This window comes from Caulobacter sp. GW821-FHT11A05 (assembly GCF_058809015.1).
Genome location: NZ_JBXASF010000011.1, coordinates 126,423 through 144,812 on the forward strand (window position 1 = coordinate 126,423; position 18,390 = coordinate 144,812).

The 18,390-nt window shown below is 67.1% G+C and carries 16 protein-coding genes; 10 read left to right on the forward strand and 6 right to left on the reverse strand.

Going from position 1 to position 18,390, the window contains the following annotated elements:
• Positions 1-70 precede the first annotated feature (70 nt).
• The 7 genes from AC1RSK_RS16450 (at position 71) to AC1RSK_RS16480 (ending at position 8,479) form a co-directional block, all read left to right on the forward strand.
• Positions 71-937 carry a 2-keto-4-pentenoate hydratase gene (locus AC1RSK_RS16450; RefSeq protein ID WP_492908666.1) on the forward strand — a complete coding sequence of 289 codons (867 nt, stop codon included), beginning with the start codon at positions 71-73 and terminating at the stop codon, positions 935-937.
• Entirely contained in the window at positions 915-2,213 is a 1,299-nt protein-coding gene (locus AC1RSK_RS16455; protein ID WP_492908667.1) for an MFS transporter, read from the forward strand. Before AC1RSK_RS16450 ends, AC1RSK_RS16455 begins: the two co-directional genes overlap by 23 nt.
• 234 nt (positions 2,214-2,447) lie before the next feature.
• Positions 2,448-4,682: a PAS domain-containing hybrid sensor histidine kinase/response regulator gene (locus AC1RSK_RS16460; protein WP_492908668.1), complete on the forward strand. Its 2,235-nt coding sequence runs from the start codon at positions 2,448-2,450 to the stop codon at positions 4,680-4,682.
• A 305-nt stretch (positions 4,683-4,987) separates the two neighbouring features.
• Positions 4,988-5,845, forward strand: coding sequence for a transglutaminase family protein (locus AC1RSK_RS16465; protein ID WP_492908669.1), 858 nt, complete (start codon positions 4,988-4,990; stop codon positions 5,843-5,845).
• Positions 5,846-5,862: 17 nt separating this feature from the next.
• The gene (locus AC1RSK_RS16470; protein ID WP_492908670.1) at positions 5,863-6,009 is read left to right on the forward strand and encodes a hypothetical protein; all 147 of its coding nucleotides are present in this window, start codon (positions 5,863-5,865) and stop codon (positions 6,007-6,009) included.
• 149 nt (positions 6,010-6,158) lie between these two features.
• Positions 6,159-7,073, forward strand: coding sequence for a hypothetical protein (locus AC1RSK_RS16475; protein WP_492908671.1), 915 nt, complete (start codon positions 6,159-6,161; stop codon positions 7,071-7,073).
• Positions 7,074-7,381: 308 nt separating this feature from the next.
• Positions 7,382-8,479 carry an ABC transporter ATP-binding protein gene (locus AC1RSK_RS16480; protein WP_492908672.1) on the forward strand — a complete coding sequence of 366 codons (1,098 nt, stop codon included), beginning with the start codon at positions 7,382-7,384 and terminating at the stop codon, positions 8,477-8,479.
• 267 nt (positions 8,480-8,746) lie between these two features.
• On the opposite strand, the gene AC1RSK_RS16485 is transcribed toward AC1RSK_RS16480, so the two are convergent.
• The 4 genes from AC1RSK_RS16485 to AC1RSK_RS16500 form a co-directional block, all read right to left on the reverse strand.
• Complete coding sequence (locus tag AC1RSK_RS16485; RefSeq protein WP_492908673.1) at positions 8,747-9,133, reverse strand: VOC family protein; 387 nt, start codon at positions 9,131-9,133, stop codon at positions 8,747-8,749.
• A gap of 37 nt (positions 9,134-9,170) precedes the next feature.
• Positions 9,171-10,235, reverse strand: coding sequence for a Glu/Leu/Phe/Val dehydrogenase dimerization domain-containing protein (locus AC1RSK_RS16490; protein WP_492908674.1), 1,065 nt, complete (start codon positions 10,233-10,235; stop codon positions 9,171-9,173).
• A gap of 76 nt (positions 10,236-10,311) precedes the next feature.
• A complete protein-coding gene (locus AC1RSK_RS16495; RefSeq protein WP_492908675.1) occupies positions 10,312-11,310 on the reverse strand; it encodes an alpha/beta hydrolase in 999 nt (332 codons plus the stop codon).
• Between the two features lie 85 nt (positions 11,311-11,395).
• A complete protein-coding gene (locus AC1RSK_RS16500; protein WP_492908676.1) occupies positions 11,396-11,704 on the reverse strand; it encodes a DUF3253 domain-containing protein in 309 nt (102 codons plus the stop codon).
• 163 nt (positions 11,705-11,867) lie between these two features.
• On the opposite strand from AC1RSK_RS16500, the gene AC1RSK_RS16505 reads away from it, so the two are divergent.
• The 3 genes from AC1RSK_RS16505 to AC1RSK_RS16515 all read left to right on the forward strand — a co-directional run bounded on the left by AC1RSK_RS16505 (position 11,868) and on the right by AC1RSK_RS16515 (position 15,880).
• A complete protein-coding gene (locus AC1RSK_RS16505; RefSeq protein WP_492908677.1) occupies positions 11,868-13,379 on the forward strand; it encodes a tyrosinase family protein in 1,512 nt (503 codons plus the stop codon).
• A gap of 24 nt (positions 13,380-13,403) precedes the next feature.
• Complete coding sequence (locus tag AC1RSK_RS16510) at positions 13,404-15,353, forward strand: S8 family serine peptidase (protein WP_492908678.1); 1,950 nt, start codon at positions 13,404-13,406, stop codon at positions 15,351-15,353.
• Positions 15,354-15,424: 71 nt separating this feature from the next.
• Positions 15,425-15,880 carry a PaaI family thioesterase gene (locus AC1RSK_RS16515; protein ID WP_492908679.1) on the forward strand — a complete coding sequence of 152 codons (456 nt, stop codon included), beginning with the start codon at positions 15,425-15,427 and terminating at the stop codon, positions 15,878-15,880.
• A gap of 299 nt (positions 15,881-16,179) precedes the next feature.
• On the opposite strand, the gene AC1RSK_RS16520 is transcribed toward AC1RSK_RS16515, so the two are convergent.
• Positions 16,180-16,800, reverse strand: coding sequence for a glutathione S-transferase family protein (locus AC1RSK_RS16520; RefSeq protein ID WP_492908680.1), 621 nt, complete (start codon positions 16,798-16,800; stop codon positions 16,180-16,182).
• Positions 16,801-16,819: 19 nt separating this feature from the next.
• Positions 16,820-18,205, reverse strand: coding sequence for a NupC/NupG family nucleoside CNT transporter (locus AC1RSK_RS16525; RefSeq protein WP_492908681.1), 1,386 nt, complete (start codon positions 18,203-18,205; stop codon positions 16,820-16,822).
• Between the last annotated feature and the right edge of the window lie 185 nt (positions 18,206-18,390).

Genomic DNA, 18,390 nt, shown 5'->3' on the forward strand with positions numbered 1-18,390 from the left:
AGAGACAATCCCGACCCCGACAATGGGGCGCCGGCAACGGCGAAGAAAGCTTCGGGGGAGGACCATCGGCTTGAAGGGTTCGGCGGCCAGCAACGCGACCGGCGACGTCAGCGCCGACATCGCCCGGGAATTCACGACCGCCCGGCGCGCGGGCACAGCCCTGCCCGGCTTCCCAGGCGACATCCCGGCGGACCTTGCCGGGTCCTACGCCATCCAGGATGAGGCGCTCACCCAATGGGGCGAGACGCCGGTCGGCTGGAAGGTCGGCCGCATCGCGCCGGACCTGCAGGCGCAGCTTGGCGAGGCGCGGGTCGCCGGCCCGGTGTTCGCCCGCAACCTGTGGATCGCCCGCCCCGGCGAGGTGCTCGATTTTCCCGTCTTCGAAGGCGGCTTCGCGGCCGTCGAGGGCGAGTTCATCTACCGCCTGGGCGCCGACGCCCCGACCGACAAGACCAGCTGGACAGCCGATGAGGCCCTGGCCCTGGCCGATGGCCTGTTCGTCGGCGTCGAGACCGCCGGTAGCCCGCTGGCCACCATCAACATTCTCGGCCCGCTGGTCGTGGCCAGCGATTTTGGCAACAACTGGGGCCTGATCCTCGGCCAGGCCATCGACGGCTGGCGGGCGCGGCCCTTCGCCAGCCTGACCTGCCAGACCTTCATCGACGGCGTTCGGGTCGGGACCGGCTCGGCCGCCGACCTGCCAGACGGCCCGGCCGAGGCCCTGGCTTGGCTGCTAGGCCACTGCGCCGCCCGCGGCCGGCCGCTGAAGGCCGGCGACCTGGTGACCACCGGGGCGGTGACCGGGGTGCATGACATTGTCGCGGGGCAGACCGCGCGTATCGACTTTGGGACTTTCGGTGAAATCCTATGCCGGGCGAAACCGGCGGGGCCGATCGGGGAAGAGGAAACCGTACATGAGCAGCGCGACCGAAGCTGACAGCGCTTCGCCTTCCCCGGGTACAGCGGGCATCAAGGTCGGCAATTATCGCTGGCTGATCTGCACGCTGCTGTTCGCGGCGATGGTCATCAACTATGTCGACCGGCAGATGCTGGGGGTGCTGAAACCCACCCTGTCGGCCGAGTTCGGCTGGACCGAGACCAACTACGCCGACGTCATCTTCTACTTCCAGGCCGCCTATGCGGTGTCCTACCTGCTGTTTGGCCGGATCATCGACCGGGTCGGGGCCCGCTGGGGCTTCGGGGTCGCCTTCCTGATCTGGCAGATCGGCCACATCGCCCACGCCGGCGTCAGCTCGCTGAGCCACATGATCGCCGCCCGCGTCCTGCTGGGCGTCGGTGAGGGCGGCGGCTTCCCGGGCGGCATCAAGGCGGTGGCCGAGTGGTTTCCCAAGAAGGAACGCGCCTTCGCCACGGGCCTGTTCAACGCCGGCACCAACATCGGCGCCATCGTCACCCCGCTGGTCGTGCCGGCCCTGGTGCTGGCCTGGGGCTGGCAGGTGGCCTTCGTCGTCACCGGCGTCGCCGGCCTGCTGTGGCTGCCGATCTGGCTGATCGTCTACCGCCGCCCGCGCGAGCAGAAGGCCCTGTCGCCGGCCGAACTGGCCTGGATCGAGCAGGACCCGGCCGACCCGGTCGAGAAGATCGGCTGGCTGAAGCTGCTGACCGTCAAGGAAACCTGGGCCTATGCGCTCGGCAAGTTCCTGATCGATCCGATCTGGTGGATGTTCCTCTTCTGGCTGCCGGACTTCCTGTCCAAGAAGCACGGCCTCGACCTCAAGACCTTCGGCATCCCGCTGGTCTGCATCTACCTGCTGAGCGATGTCGGCAGTGTCGGCGGCGGCTGGATGAGTTCGGCGATGATGAAGCGCGGCATGAGCCTCAACGCCGCCCGCAAGACCGCCATGCTGATCTGCGCCCTCTTGGCGGTGCCGGTCTGCCTGGGGGCCGTCGTCGACAACCTCTGGATGGCCGTGCTGATCATTGGTGTGGCGACGGCCGCCCACCAGGGCTTCTCGGCCAACCTCTACACCCTGCCCTCGGACGTCTTCCCGCGCTCGGCGGTGGGCTCGGTGGTCGGCATCGGCGGCATGGTCGGGGCCTTCGGCGGCATGGCCATGGCCAAGTACGCCGGCTGGGTGCTCGACAAGATCGGCAGCTACACGCCGATCTTCATCGTCGCCGCCAGCGCTTACCTGCTGGCGTTGGGGGTGGTGCATCTGCTGACCCCGAAGATGGAGCCGGTGAAGCTCTGACAACCGCCTCAGCGGTCGTCGCAGCCACAAGTCCTGGCCTCATCCTGGGCAGGCTCATCCTGTGGCTGCGACGATATGACGATCGGGCCTGTTAACCGGCCGCTTTCAATCCCCGGCGCAAAGTGCCGGAAAAGGAAGCGCCGAGGACATGACCAGACTCCACCCCAGCCGCCGTGCGCGCTTTTCGCGCCCCGCTGAGGTGCGCCTGCGTCTGTCCGGCATGGTGGTCTTCGAATGACGACTGGCCTGCACCCCGGATCGCCCGGCGACGCCAAGCCGCCCGGCTTCGCCTTCGACGTCCGCACGACGGCGGAAGTGGCCCAGGGCAACCGCTACAGCCGGATCACCTTCGCGTTGATCTATGCGGCGCTGTCCCTGCTCGTCCTGCCCTGGCAGGCGTCGCTGACCTGGGTCGCGGCGATCGTCGTCTGGGAGATGGTGGCCGTCGAGCGGCTGCTGAACGGCATCGTGCTGCGTTTGCCGCAGGCTCGCGGCTGGCTGGCCTATTCGGCGTTGAACCTGTTCGGCTCCGGCCTCTTCCAGGCCCTGTCCCTGATGGGCTTCGCCGACGGCTCGCCTCTCGGGGCGGTGATGGCCACGACCTGGATCAGCGGTTCGATCCTCAACAGCCTGGTCTATTTCAACGGCAACCGCGCCCTGCTGCTGTCGACCCTGCTGCCGATCGCGGTTTCCGCCATCGCCGGCCCCCTGCTGGGCTACGGGATCACCTGGCCGGCCTTGGTTGTTCCGGTGATGATCGGGGTCGCCTCCCTGGCGGCCAGGTCCTTCTCGCTCGATCATGGCGCCTTGCTGCACCAGCTCGCCGACCGCCAGGTCGCCTTCGCCGATCTTGAACGCAAGCTGGCCGTGGCCATCGAGGCCTCGGGCGACGGCTATTTCGAGAACGACATCATCGCCAACAGCCTGGTCGCCAGTCGCAACTGGGTCGCCATGCTGGGCTACGAGCCGGAGGAGCTGCCGAACCCGCTCGGCAACTGGCGGGCCTTCGTGCATCCCGACGATGTGCCGATGCTGATCGAGGACCATGCCGCCCACTTCCGCGGCGACACGCCCTACGTCGCCAGCGAACTGCGCATGCTGTGCAAGGATGGCCAGTACAAGTGGGTGTTCTCGCGGTCGCGCCTGGTGGCCCGCACCCCGGATGGGCGGCCCTGGCAGATGGTCGGCACGACCATCGACATCTCCGGCCGCAAGGCGCTGGAGCACCAGCTTGAGGCGGCCCGCGACCTGGCCGAGAGCGCCAACACCGCCAAGGGCGTCTTCGTCGCCAACATGAGCCATGAGATCCGCACCCCTTTGAACGGGGTGATCGGCATCGCCGGGGCCCTGGCCCGGACCGAGCTGTCCGACGAACAGCGGGAGATGGTGGCCCTGGTCCAGTCCTCCGGCCTGATGCTGGACCGGATGCTGTCCGACATCCTCGACCAGGCCAAGATCGAGGCCGGTAACTTCCAGCTGCTGGCCGCGCCCTTCGACCTGCATGAGGAAATCGAGGCCGCCGCCGCCCTGATGCGAGCCCGGGCCGACGAGAAGGGCCTGGCCTTCCACATCGTCTACGGCGAGGGCGCCGAGGGGCTGTTCGAGGGTGACGGCGTGCGCATTCGCCAGATCGTCTCGAACCTGACCTCCAACGCCATCAAGTTCACCGGGGCCGGCGAGGTGGTGGTTCAGGTGCAGGTCGTTGAACCCGGGGCCGCCGGAACCACGGGCCTGATCAGGATCGAGGTCGCCGACACCGGAGTCGGCTTTGACGCCGAGGCGGCCGCCCAGCTGTTCAACCGCTTCGTCCAGGCCGACGGCTCCATCTCCCGCCAGTTCGGCGGCACGGGCCTGGGCCTGGCCATCTGCAAGTCGCTCACCGAACTGATGGGTGGGCGCATCACCGCCCGCTCGGAGGCGGGGGTGGGCAGCCTTTTCACCGTCGAGATTCCGCTGCCGCGCGTCCTGTCGCTGGCCGACTACCGCCGGCGCCGCGCCGCCGGGACAACGGGCGTCCAGCCGGCGGCCATCGCCCCAACCCAGCTGGACCAGATCCGCGTCCTGCTGGCCGAGGACCACCCGACCAACCAGCGGGTGGTGCAGCTGATCCTCGAGCCGGTGGGCATCGCCCTGACCATCGTCGGCAACGGCCAGGAGGCGGTCGACATCTTCCGGCCCGGACGCTTCGACCTGATCCTGATGGACATGCAGATGCCGGTGATGGACGGCCTCGCCGCCACCCGCGCCATCCGCGCGGCGGAGGCGACCGCCGGCTGCCGGCCGATCCCGATCGCCATGTTCACCGCCAACGCCATGGACGAACACCTGATCCTGGCGGCCCAGGCCGGGGCCAACCACCACATCTCCAAGCCGATCACCCCGGCCCGGCTGCTGCACGGCATCGAACTGGCCCTCAGCCAGGACACAACGGCCGAGGAAGCCCCGCCCCTGCGCCACATCGGGCTCTAGCGGCCAATCAACATTGAGGCCTGCCCCCTCAAATCCGCTCATCCCGGCGAATGCCGGGATCCAGTTCATAAGGAACCACTGGCCGGGACTCGTGCCTCCAGGCACGGCGAGGGCTGGATTGGGCAATCACAGCCGTGCCCAAGGGCACGCTCCCGCGACACCGAGCTCTACGATCTGGATCCCGGCATTCGCCGGGATGAGCGGCAGGAGAAAGGGCGTGAAAGTCGATTGGCGCAACGAACCAACGGCGAAAAGCCTTCGGAACCAAAGGCTTTGGACGCGGTTCCGTCTCCGTGACGCGTCTCATGATCCAGCACGAAACCCGCTACCGCTACGAAAAGCCGGTGGCGTTCGGGCCTCAGCGCCTGCTGCTGCGGCCCCGTGACAGCCATGGACTGAAGGTCGAGCAGGCTTCGCTGGCGGTCGGCCCGCCCGGCGACATCCGCTGGACGTACGACGCCTACAGCAACTGCGTCTGCTGGTTCACCCCGCATGGCGAGGCGACCGAACTGGTCATCGTCAGCCAGCTGGTCATCGAGCGCTTTCCCGCCCCGCTGCTGCCCTTCCAGCCGGACAATCCGCACACCGCCATGCCGATCGTCTATGGCCGCGACGACCGCGCCGCCCTGGCCCCCTACATGGCCCCCGACAGCGAGGACGACCCAACCGTCATCGCCTGGCTGCAGGCGCAGATGGGCCAGCTCGGCGAGCCGGCGATCGACTTCCTGCTGCGCATCAACCGGGCAATCGACGGTTTTGCCTACAAGGCCCGCTACGAGCCCGGCGTGCAGTCGCCGGCCGAGACCCTGGCCGGCCGGGCAGGCACCTGCCGCGACTTTGCCTGGCTGATGGTCGAGGCGCTGCGCCGGGCCGGCTACGCCGCCCGCTTCGTCACCGGCTACCTGCACAGCCCGGCCGCCAAGCTGCGCGGGGTCGGCGCCACCCATGCCTGGTGCGAGGTCTTCCTGCCGGACCTCGGCTGGACCGAATTCGACCCGACCAACGGCCTGGCGGAGTCGCCCGACCTGATCCCCGTCGCCGTCAGCCGCACCCCGCGCGAGGCCGCCCCGGTCAGCGGCGTGCTGATCGGCGACCCGGGGAAGAGCGAGCTCACCGTCAATGTCACCGTTTCCGCCGCCGAGGATCTGGCGGCGGCCGCCTGAAGCCTGGGAGTAGCGCCATGACCTCCAATTTCCAGCAGCAGGAACCCTCCTGGAAGGACGCGTTCTGCAAGTCCGCGCCCGAGCCGCAGCACGGCCAGAAGTCCGAGAAGGAGGCCACCAAGAAGGAGGACAAGCCGGTCCCCAAGCGGCGGCCGGCCCATTGATCTCCCTTTCGGGCGAACCGCGATACGAAAAGTGATCCGCTGGCGCTCGCCTGCCTCGCGACTGGGCTTGCGCCGCCGTGACATACCGTTAACGTTTGCGCCAGGGGACGTGTTCGGGGGCGTAAATGCGGCCAGTTGCCGGGATTGCCTTGACCAGCTTGACCGCCGCAGCGGTAGCGGCGATGTCGGCCGTTTCGGTCACTGGGGCCGGGTCCGACGGCCTTTCCGACACCAGCCTGATCAAGAACGCCGACTTCGCCGGCGCCTTCTCCGGCTCCGCCCGGGTTCCGGACGATCCGGACGCGCCGATCCGCACCAGCCGCTTCGACGAGAGCCCCGCCCCGATCATCGAACTGGCCGGCGCGCCCCAGGCGCCCATCGCCAAGCCGGCCCAGGTCATCCAGATGGCCAGCGCCAGCGCCCCGCCGGCTCCCGACGCCCAGGCCGCCATCCTCGCCCGGGTCATCCCCAAGGCCGATCCGCCGCCGCAAGGCTATGCCGAGCCGCGCGTCGCCGCCTACGCCCATCCCGCCGTGCGCCAGGCGCTGGCCCCCGGCGTGACCCCGCGCGGCCTGTTCAACCCGATGCGCCGGGTCTCGCTCAGCCTGACCACCGAGAGCCCGTTCAATCCCGGCTCCGGCCTGGCCTTCGCGGCCCGCGAGCCCCGCCAGGAGCAGGCGGCCCAGCCGATCGCGCCGCGCAACCGCCTGTTCGACACCAAGCGTCTGGGCGTGCAGGTCGATGTCTCCCCGGCCCGCAGCAAGAAGGGCCGCTGGTTCGCCTTCGCCGCCACTTCGGGCGACGCCTTCGGCTTCAACTTCGGCGAAAAGGGCCGCAAGACCAGCCAGCGCTGGTCGGTCGAGAAACTGGCCGAGTACGGCAAGGTCCAGGTCGGCCTGGGCTGGCGCAAGGGCCCGATGCAGGTCTCCGCCGCCGCCACCCAGCGCGAGATCGGCGCCTACGGCTACAGCCGCGACGACACCGTCTTCGGCCTGTCTTTCACCGTCAGCGGCGGCAAGCGCCTGCCGGCCCCCAAGGCCCGCCGGGGCATGCCGCGGGATTAGCAGCGCAGCATGCACCGTCCTTGCCGGCAGCCCACCGCTGTCCCTCCAACACACCGTCATCCTAGGGTCGGTGGTGCCTAGGACCCACGCGTCCGCTTGCACAAACCGTGGAGTGGAGGCGCGGCCGCGCCTCCATGGCAGAAGCTCGCGGCGGCTGAACGGTGGGTCCTAGGCACAAGGCCTAGGATGACGGTGTGTGAGGAGGACGGTGGGGCGTCCAGACCCAACATCCCGCCGCCTCGATCCCCAAACGAAGAGTGTAGCCCACCGCTGTTCCCCCACCGCCCAACCGGCGTTAGTAAGGGCCCGTGTCCGACCTTCCCGCCGCCCAGGACCTTCCCCAGCCGCCCGGCGCCGCCGGTTCGCGCCAGGCCTCACCCACGCCGGCCCTGCAGGTCCGCGACGTCCGCCGCGCCTATGGCCCGGTCCAGGCCCTGGCCGGCGTCAGCCTGACGCTCGACGCCGGCCGCATCACCTGCCTCCTGGGCCCCAGCGGCTGCGGCAAGAGCACCCTGCTGAGGCTGATCGCCGGCCTCGAGCCGGTCGATGGCGGCGAAATCCTCAAGGCCGGATCGGTGGTCTCCGGCCCGAACGTCCACCTCCCCGCCGAAAAGCGCAACGTCGGCCTGGTCTTCCAGGACTACGCCCTGTTCCCGCACCTCGATGGCTTTCGCAACGCCGAGTTCGGTCTGCACGGCCTGCCCCCTGCCGAGCGCCGGCGGGTAGCCGCCGACGCCATGGCCCGCGCCCACATCCAGCAACGCGGCAAGGCCTACCCTCACCAGCTGTCCGGCGGCGAGCGCCAGCGCGTCGCCCTGGCCCGCGCCATCGCCCCCGCCCCCTCGGTGCTGCTGCTCGACGAGCCCTTCTCCGGCCTCGACGGCCTGTTGCGCACCCAGGTCCGCGACGCCGCCCTGGAGACCTTGCGCCAGAGCGGCGCGGCGGTGCTGATCGTCACCCACGACGCCGAGGAAGCGATGCGCATGGGCGACCGGCTGGCCCTCATGCAGTCGGGCGCCATCCTGCAGAGCGGCACGCCCGAGGACTGCTATCTGCGCCCGGCCAGCCTCGACGCCGCCCGCCTGCTTGGCCCGGCCAATGCCCTGGCCGCCCGCATCGAAGGCGGCCTGGCCGTCACCGCCTACGGCGCGGTCCCGGCCGGCCCCGGCGGCGACACCGTCATCGCCCGCCCCGAAGCCTTCGTCATCTCGCCGGATGGCGTCGAGGCCCAGGTCATCGAGCGCCACTTCGCCGGCGCCCGTTGCGACCTCAAACTGCTGGCGGGCGACAGCCTGGCCATCGCCAATGTCCCGAGCCTGACCGCCCCCCAGGTCGGCGAGCGCCTCCGCATCCGCCTCGACCCGGCCCTCTGCACAGTCGTCACCGAGACCGCCCAGCCCAGATGAATATGTCTAGACATATGCATTTCTGAGCCTTCGAACACCGGTGCGCGGGCGACCCGGACCGCGCGGCCCGATGTAGGTCCGCCGACGACAATCAGACCAACCTCCGCCAACGGCTGACCAACCGTGCGACCAACGCCGCGGGCCACGTCCGCAGCGCCTGGACCAACCCTGCGGGCACAGTTTTTTCAATACTTTCAAGGACCGCCGGCCATGATGGCCTCTCCTCGCCGAGGAGTGGGTTATAATGGTTGGCCGCTTCGATAAGCCCTAGGCGGCCGCGCTGTCCGGCTGCATGACCCCGAAGATGTTGCCCTCGGTGTCCTTCAGATAGGCCAGCCAGCCGACGCCGGGGATCGCATGCTTGGGCAGAGCCTCGGTCGCGCCGTTATCCAGCGCGAGCTTCAGGCTGGCGTCGAGGTCGGTGGTGTCGATGGTGCAGACATAGCCCAGCACCGGCGCACCCTCGGCCGGGGCCGGGCCCTGGCGCTTGATCAGGCCGCCGTTGATGCCGGGCTCGCCGTCCGGGCCGGTGGTGATCAGGCTGTAGAAGCCGGGCTGGAAGACCGTGAAGGTCCAGCCGAACACGGCGCTGTAGAAGGCCGAGGCCCGGTCGAGGTCCTCGGCGTGGATTTCGAAGTGAATGGGCCTGCTCATACGTCCCTCCCTGGAGCGGAAGGGACGCTACGCCGGCCTATTTGCGGGCGCCAGCGGCGATGCGCTCGCGGGCCATCTCGTTGGCGACGGCGTGGGTCGGCCGGCCCTCGGCGACGGCGCGATCGAGCACCTCGGCCAGGGTCAGGGCCAGGCGGTCGAGTTTCATATCCACCCAGGCCTGGTCAAAGGCGCTGTCGGTTTCCAGGCCCCGGATCTCGGCCGCGACGTTGATGATGCCGCCGCCGTTGATGACGTAGTCGGGGGCGTAGAGCAGGCCCTTCTCGAACAGCGCCTGGCCGACCTCGGGCGAGGCCAGCTGGTTGTTGGCCCCGCCGGCCACGACCCGGCCCTTGAGGCGGCCCAGCGTGTCGAAGCTGACCGCGCCGCCGAGGGCGCAGGGGGCGAAGACTTCGGCCTCGACGTCGAAGATGGCCTCCGGCGCCACGACCTGGGCGCCCGTGCGGGCGGCCACGGCGTCGAGCGAGGCCTGGTTGACGTCGGTGATGACCAGCCTGGCGCCGGCGGCGTGCAGCTTGTCGGCCAGGTAGGCGCCGACATGGCCGACACCCTGGATGGCGACGGTGACGCCGTTGAGGTCGCGGCCGTAGGCGCGCTCGACGCAGAGGCGCACGCCGCGGAAGACGCCCTCGGCGGTGACCGGGCTGGGATCGCCCGAGGCCGCCTTGTGGCCCTCCAGGCCGGCGACGTAGCGGGTTTCCTTGCGGGCCTCTTCGAGGTCGGCCGGCGAGACGCCGACGTCCTCGGCCGTCCAGTAGCGGCCGCCGACCCGCTCGACGGCGCGGCCGAAGGCCTGGAACAGCTGCGGCGTCTTGTCCTTGCGGGCGTCGCCGATGATCACCGACTTGCCGCCGCCCAGCTCCAAGCCGGCCATGGCGTTCTTGTAGGACATCGCCCGCGACAGCTTCAGGGCGTCTTCCAGCGCCGCTTCGGCGCTCTCGTAAGGCCACATGCGGCAGCCGCCGGCGGCCGGGCCCAGCGTGGTCGAATGCACCGCGATGATGGTCTTCAGGCCCGAGGCCGGATCGGAGAAGGCGTGTACGCCTTCATGGCCTTCAAAGGCGGGGGAATCGAACAGGGTCATGCCGGAAACTTCGCGTTTGGGGGAAGAGCGATGCGCGAGGGGCCATCTACGCCGCAAGGCCTCTCCTCACAACCCTTCAAACGCGGGAAAGCTTCACTCCCGGCTTGGGAATCCGCGGCATGCCGGATGGCAAGGGCGCCTCGGGCGTCAGGATGAAGCTGGCCGCGTCGTCGATGACCTTCTGGCGCTGATGGTCGCGGATCAGCAGGTGATAGCCCTTGGCGTACCAGGCGGTCTTGTCGGAGGGCTTCAGCCGGGCGGCCGCCTGCCGCGACGGCGCCTCGGGGATGACCTGGTCGTTGGCCCCATAGAGGTAGGCGACCGGAACCTTCACCGCCCCGATCTCGCGCCAGGCCGCCTCCATCAAGTCGACCAGGCCGCTGATGGTGTCGGGCCGCGCGCCCCAGATCATCAGCGGGTCGCGGCCCATGGCGATCATCTCCTCGCTGTTGTCCGAGGGATGGATGACGTTGGTCAGCCAGCCGGGCGGCTTGATCGCCTGGCCGGGGCTGACGCGGGCGGTGATCCACAGCAGGGTCTTGTTGGGCAGCGGCTGGCTGGACCAGCCCCACACCGCCGGGGCCAGCAGGAGCAATCGATCGGCGGCCGGCGGGCGGTCCGAGGCGAAGGCGCAGATGGCCACCGCCCCGCCCATGCTCTCCCCGGCCACCACCACCGGCACGCCGGGATGCCTGGCCTTCACCAGGCCGACGAAGACCCGCAGGTCCTCGCTCATCAGCTCGCGCCCAGCCCAGATGCCGCGGCCGACCGAACGCCCGAAGCCGCGCTGGTCGAAGGCGTAGGTGGCGATGCCGCGCCCGGCCCAGTCGGGGGCCGCCATGTGGAAGGCGTTGGCGTAGTCGTTCATGCCATGCAGGCCGACCAGCACGACCTTGGTCTCGCCCACCGCCGGCCAGCTGGTCGCGCCCAGCCGCGCCCCATCGAAGCTGACAAACCAGTCGCCGTCGAAGGTGGGTCCGGCGAACTCCGGCGTCGGGGTCAGCGGGCTCTGCAGGGCCATGGGGGCGCAGCCACCGAGGGCGGTCAGACTGAGCAGGAGCAGGCGGCGATTCATGGCTTCAGAATGTCAGCCACCCGGTGGCGAAGATAGGGCGCGTCTCAGCCGCCGAACATCCGGCTGTCGCGCGAGCCATGGACGATCATTGGTCGTCTTCCCCGTCGTCTTCATGGCTTTGGGGGGCGTCGTTCGTCGGTATGACGTCGCCTTCCATCGGCAGCCTGAGCCGATAGACACCCTTGAAGCTGTCGGGATCGGCCGGCTTGTTGTGGCGCAGGATGACGACCTGGCCCTGGCGCGCCATGCCGACGGCGGTCGACCGCACCTGGCCCAGCGCCCGCTGCCAGCGCTCCGGCAGGATGATCCTGGCCACATTGGCCGGGTCGATGCTCTTGCCGGGCGGCAGATCGGCGAGCAGGGAGAGGATGGCGTCTTCGATCGGCGAGGTCATGGAATCTCTGATGTTGCCTAGCTGCTGAATAGACCTCGCCGTCGCACAATGAAACCAACCCCTAGACGCTTTCGCAAAACCTTTGATTGTTGATTTTCGTTAACTCTCTTGACGCGTGTTCGTTTTGTGCCACCCTGCCTGCAGGCACTTGGGGGGCGTCGCAATGCTCAACGGATTCCTACGTCGTCACACAATCGGGTTGGCGCAGCTGTCGGCCTTGGTCGTGATGAGTCTGAGTTTTGCGGCGTCTCCGGCGATGGCGCAGACCCCAGCCCGCAAGGAAATATCCGATCTCAGCGGCAGCGAACTTGCCAGCTTCCGTCGAGGCGTGAACCAAATGATGGCCTGGAACGACGAGCCGGCGAATAGTCCCAACTTCCGGCGGAGTTGGGCCTATTGGGCAAACATGCATGCCCATTTCGGAGACGACTGTTACGGGAGTGTCCCAGCAGCGGCCGGTATGAGCACGATCGAAGCCGTCTCACAGGTAACGGCCGATCAGAAGTCGACTTGGTGCCAGTGCGAGCACGGAACCTACGGTTTCATCGTTTGGCATCGGATGTATCTGTACTATTTCGAGAAGGTCCTCCAGGCAGCCGCAGGTGATGCCAGTCTGCGCCTCCCCTACTGGGACTACACGCGCAGCGCGATCCTTCCGCAGGCTTTTCGCGACGTCACCATTGCTGGCCCGAACGGCCAAAAACTGTCCAATCCGCTATACGTCAGCTTACGCCGCAAGGCCGTCAATGAAGGGACCGCCCTCGCCCCTTACGTGATTGACCATGCGGTAGCCTTCACGAGCCGTGCCTATCAGGCGGACGGAGACGGCTTCAACGAGCGCCTTGAGGACGTGCCTCACGGGCCTGTCCATTGTGCCATTGGTCTCGCCGGTTGCGGCTCGGCCTTCATGGGACATCCCGGAACGGCCGGGAACGATCCGATCTTCTATCTCCATCACGCGAACATCGATCGCCTTTACGAGTGTTGGGTGCGCCGCGATCGGCCCAATCGGACTCCAAAGGACGCGACTTGGTTGGCGCGGAAGTACAGCTTTCCGGATGAGACCGGCGAGATCAAGGAACGCAAGGTGTCTGATATGCTGGATGCCCAGGCGCTCGGCTACACCTACAGTCGGATGGGTAGCTGTCCGACCAGCCCGCCGCCCGGCGGCGGCCTGCTGACGACCACGGACCGCGAGGAGTACCTCATTGGAGGACCTGCACAGATCGGGCGCGGCCCCTCATCAACGCCCCTAACGCTTTCGCCCGCTGCTAAACAGGCCATTCGGAGAGGCCCCTTCCTGTCCGGCCCACCCAGCCCGAAGATCCTGATTATTGAAGGGCTGACCTTCGACGAGACGCCAGGCGCGCTTTACAAGGTCTATTTGACCCTTCCGAACGGCCACTCGGCGTATCTCGGTCTGATCGACTTCTTCTCCAAGGGCACGGCAGATGCGGATCACCATCACGGCGCGGCAACCTACGAGGTTTCCTTGTTGGCGACACGCGCGATCAGGACTCTGAACCTCGACACCGGCACGATATCGGAGGCGAAATTGACCTTCGAGCCGGCGACCGGGGTCGCTGGGGAGTCTCCCGAGACGGCAGAGACCCTGACGCCTGTCGGTAGCAACCTGCGTTACGGGGCCGTACGGCTGGTGACCGAAAGCCGCTGACAGCGCGGCCGGAGCAAACAGACAATGTCCGCCAGTTTCCGCAAGGCTGCTTGCCTGATCGGCTTGTTGACGCTCGCCGCCTCAGGTGTGTCCGCCCAGCCTCCCGAGCCTGTCGTCAATCAGGGCAGCATCAGCTTGCGTCTCGACGACGGGGCGCCCGCCTCGGCCATCATCTATATTGCCGAGGTGGGCGAATGGACGACGGCAGCCGTCAAAGCTGGAGACGATCTGCGTCCGCTTGTGATGGCCAAGTGCGGAAACACGCGCAGCGCCTATCTGGCCGCGCTGCGGACGCTCAACGCCTTCAATGACGACAGGCTAATTGCGACTCAGGATGGTGAGGTCCGGTTGCCGGCGTGCGCCTTTCTGGAAGAAGACGTGAAGCTCGTCGCCCCTCAACGCCTCAACATCAGCCGGATGCTACGACGGGAGACCGGTTTCGAAGGCGGCGCAACGACCAGTCGCTTCCTTGACGCCAACCCGGCCATCCGTAAGTCAGGCAATCCACAGATCATTGCGGCCGGCGCCTCTTATTTTCTGCCCTATCGCAGTGCGCAAACCACGATCAAGCTGCGGACCGACCTGGGCAGACCGGACTTCGAAATCCTCGCGGAACTCAATCGCCGACTAAGGCCCGCCCAACTGGTCGCAACGGCCTCCAGTACAGGGCGGATGGTGAACGGCAGTTCGGCCAGTTCATGGATGCTGCGTTCCGGATCCCGTTGCAGCCCACTAAAGGACGGCCAACTCTGGCCGTTCGATTCCGTCGGCTTGGCGCGGGCCTTTGAAAAATCACTGGCGCAATCGACCGCGAACGGCCGGGCCAAACGCGAAGTCCGGGTCGCCATCCTGGATACAGGCTCGGCGGAACTTCCATCCGCACCCTTCATCCTTGATCGCCTGGTGATCAAACCCGGCCCCGAGGAAAATGCTTATGGCATAAGCGGCGTGCTGCGCGCCGGGCCTCCCTTTGCTTCCCCAACCATCAAGGATGCCAATCACGGCACCATGGTCGCAACACTCGCACTCGGCGGCCCTGCGTTTATAGCCGCCGATCTGAACCAGAGAGCCCAAATAAAGCTTCGGATAGAAAAAATTATTCGGGACGACGATGAAGATGTCATGGAGCAATATATCCAGTACGCTCTCAACGATGCCACCCAGCAGGAAGCATACATCGTCAATGCCAGCTTCGGATTTGCTTCACCCCTGGACATCGTACAGCAGACGCTGGATGGCAACAGGAACTTGCTGATCATTATTGCTGCGGGAAACGAACGCGAAGTGTTGTCGAACGATCCTCGCTATCCCGCGAATTACGGCGGCGAACGTGGAAAATACCAAGGGCGTGTGATCACCGTCGGAGCAAGCGACGCCGACGGCAAGCTCGCTAGTTTCAGCGCGATTGGTTTTGAATACATCGACGTTCTGGCGCCGGGCTGTGAGATTCCAACGCTCGGCCTGGACCTCCAACCGCGCAGCGAGAACGGCACCTCGATGTCGGCCCCGATCGTCACTTTTGTCGCCGCCCTGCTACGTCAGCTGGGCTTGGCAGACACCAGTGACATCCGCAACCGCCTGCTTGTAAGTGTCGACGTGCGAGACGATCTTTTCTACGCCGCGTGGTCCTCAGGCGTGCTCAATCCGATCAAGGCCGTGAGCTTCCATGAGGATGTTGTCGAGTTTGGCGCCGACCGGCAATTGCGGCGCGGCAAGGTTCATCTCGATCTCGACGTTCCGTTGGTCTGTGACGATGGCCGATCCATCGACCAACTAGACCGCGTCATGAAATTCAGTCGCCTCGATAAGCCGGAAAGATGGTTTGTCATTTGGAAAACGGGCGATGGCGCGCTCAATCGTTGCCGAGCCAATCTGCCTGACCAGATGATCTCCTTTGACGAGGAAGGTCAGCCGTCGGATCAGTTGCTTGACCTGACGCAGGTCCGGGATATCGTGTTTGCTCATCGCGCCTGACCCTCAAGGGCTTGTCGCTTGAGCTGATCAGCAATGCCGCCTAACTGCTCTCGCGACAGCGGAGGACGGACATGGACGGCGGCAGCGAACTTCCCAGCAATGGGCCCCACCTGATCACCGAGGGCGAATGGGCCGGCTGGCGGTTCTGGGACAGTGACCCGTTCGAGACCCAGTCGGGGCCCTTCTACTTCAAGGAAGAGGACGACGGCTCCATCCGCTGCGGCTTCCGGGCCGAGCAGCGGCATATGAACGGCGGCGGCTTCATGCACGGCGGCTGCATGCTGACCTTCGCCGACTTCGCCCTGTTCGCCATCGGCTGGCGCGACCTGCAGGGCGGCCATTCGGTGACCGTCAGCCTCGGCGGCGAGTTCCTCGGTCCGGCCCATGTCGGCGACCTGATCGAATGCACCGGCGAGGTGACCAAGGCCGGCAAGTCGATGGTCTTCGTGCGCGGCCTGATCTCGACCGGCGGCAATCCGATGATGAGCTTCTCGGGCGTGGTGAAGCGAGTCGCCAGACGGCTGTAGGACGCCCTCAGATCCGCTCATGACGGCATGAAAAAAGCTTCATGCTGGATGACCGTTCGTTAAGTTGAAATCCAGTCGGCCATCTCCCACGTACACGCTTCAGGACACGGGAGATTTAGCCATGAGGAAACTGTTCCTCATATTTTGTTCATCGGTGGTTCTCACCACCGCCCTCGCAGTCGTCGGCATGACCAACGCCAACGACGACGGCCTCTACGCGACGCTGTCGCGCACGGTCTGACCGCCCGCGCCGCCCGCGGGCGGCGACGGCGGCAAGCCGCCGCCTCTTTCAATCCAGGCTACGTGACCCCCGCCGCCGCCGCCGGCCGGGCCATCATGGCGTTGTACCAGCGGCTGGCCGCCTCCATCTCCTCGGGGATGGCGAACCTGGCCATGCGGGAGAAGTCGATGGCCGTCGCCGCCACGATGTCTGCCATGCTGATCCGGTCGCCGGCGATGAAGTCGCTCTCCTTGAGCCGCCGGTTGAACAGCTTCATGGCCCGCGTCCCGCCGGCCAGGTTGCTCTCGGCGATAGCCGGCACCTGGGTCTCCAGCGCCGCCAGGGCCGGGTGGCTGTGGCGGACCGCCAGCATCAGCGGCGTGGCCAGCATCATCTCCACCCGCCGCAGCCACATCTCGAAGACCGCCGCCTCCTTCGGATCGCGGCCGAACATGTTGGGCTCGGGATAGACGCTCTCCAGGTAGCGGCAGATGGCCACCGACTCGGTGATCGTCGTCTCCGCGTCGATCTCCAGAGCCGGCACATTGGGCAGGCCTGCCTTGGACAGGAAGCTCTTGGCCCGGTGCTCGCCCTTGAAGACGTCGAGGTTGATGATCTCGACGTCGTGGTCGCCCTTTTCGGCCAGGAACCAGCGGACGCGGCGCGGATTGGGCGCGCGGAAGCTGTCGTAGAGTTTCATGGCGATCTCCCGGGTCTTGTTATTGTTTGGGGGCCGGCGTCTCGACCTTCGGCTGTTCGATGACCGGAGCCGGCTTGGCGGCCGGCGGGGCGACCGCCGGCGGCGCGGCCACATGCGGCGCGTCCGGCCCAATGCCGAACAGCTCACGCGGCATGGCGCCGACGACGCTGGCCGTCATGCAGGTGGCCAGGAAGCCGCCCAGCAGCGCCTTCCAGACCATGCCGATCACCTCGGCCCGGCGCTCGGGCATCAGCACGCCCAGCCCCGACACCGTGATGCCGACCGAACCAACATTGGCGAAGCCGCACAGGGCATAGGTCATGATCATCCGGGCCCGTTCGCTCAGTTCCGAGGTCGGAATCTTGCCCAGCTCGATGAAGCCGATGAACTCGGTCAGCATCAGCTTGACCCCCAGCAGCCAGCCGGCCTTGCCCGCCTCCTGCCAGTCGATGCCCATCGACCAGGCCAGCGGCGCGAAGACGACGCCCAGGATGCGCTCGACGCTGACCTTCTCGCCGCCGATCGCCGGCAGCAGGCCGAGAATCTCGTTGCCGATGGCCACCAGGGCCACGAAGACGATGAGGATGGCGCTGATGTTCAGCACCACCATCAGCCCGTCGGCCACCCCCTTGGAGATGGCGTCGATCGAGCTCTCGTAGCGCAGCAGCGAGGTGTAATCGACGTTGACCCCGCCCTCCCCCTTGACCTCCGGCACGATGATCCGGGCCAGCAGCACCCCGGCAGGGGCCGAGACCACCGAGGCGACCAGCACATGGGCGGCGGCGTTGGGCAGGGTGGCTTTCAGCACCAGGGCGTAGGCGACCATGGTCGAGCCGGCCACCGTGGCCAGGCCGACGACCATCATCATGAACAGCTCCGACCGCGTCAGCTTGTCGAGGTAAGCCCTGATGATGATGGGAGTTTCGACCATGCCGACGAAGATGTTGGCGGCCGTCGCCGTGGCCGAGGCGCCGCCCATGCCCATGGTCTTCTCGAACAGGAAGCCGAAGCCCTTGATCACCCACTTGAGCACCTTCCAGTGCCACAGCAAGGCCGACAGGGCCGAGATCACCAGGATCAGCGGCAGCACCTGGAAGGCGAAGACGAAGCCGGCGTTGGGGTTCTCGACCGGATAGGGCGAGGGCCCGCCGCCCAGATAGCCGAACACGAACTGCGTGCCCTTGGCCGTGCCGGCCGCCAGGCCGTCGACGACGCCGCTGATGCCCAGCACCACGCCCTGCAGGGCCGGCACGCCGAACAGCAGGAAGATCAGCCCGACCTGGACCAGCAGCGCCCCGATGGCCAGCCGCCAGGGAAAGGCCTTGCGGTTCTCCGACACGGCCCAGCAGACCAGGAGGGTGAGCACCAGACCGACGAGGCTCTGGGCGTTCTCGAGACGAAACATTCTACGCTCCCGGCGCCCCGACTCCCCCGCCGGTTCTTAGCGCCCTTGCCGCGATTGACTACGAATGGCGCCGCCCGCGCAAGGAAAGAGGCGGCGCGGACGCCGCCTGCTCAAACCATGCGGTTGCGCCAGCCTCCGGTTGCCGCCAATCTGATCACTGTTCAGGGACGCAAACAGACGGCCCG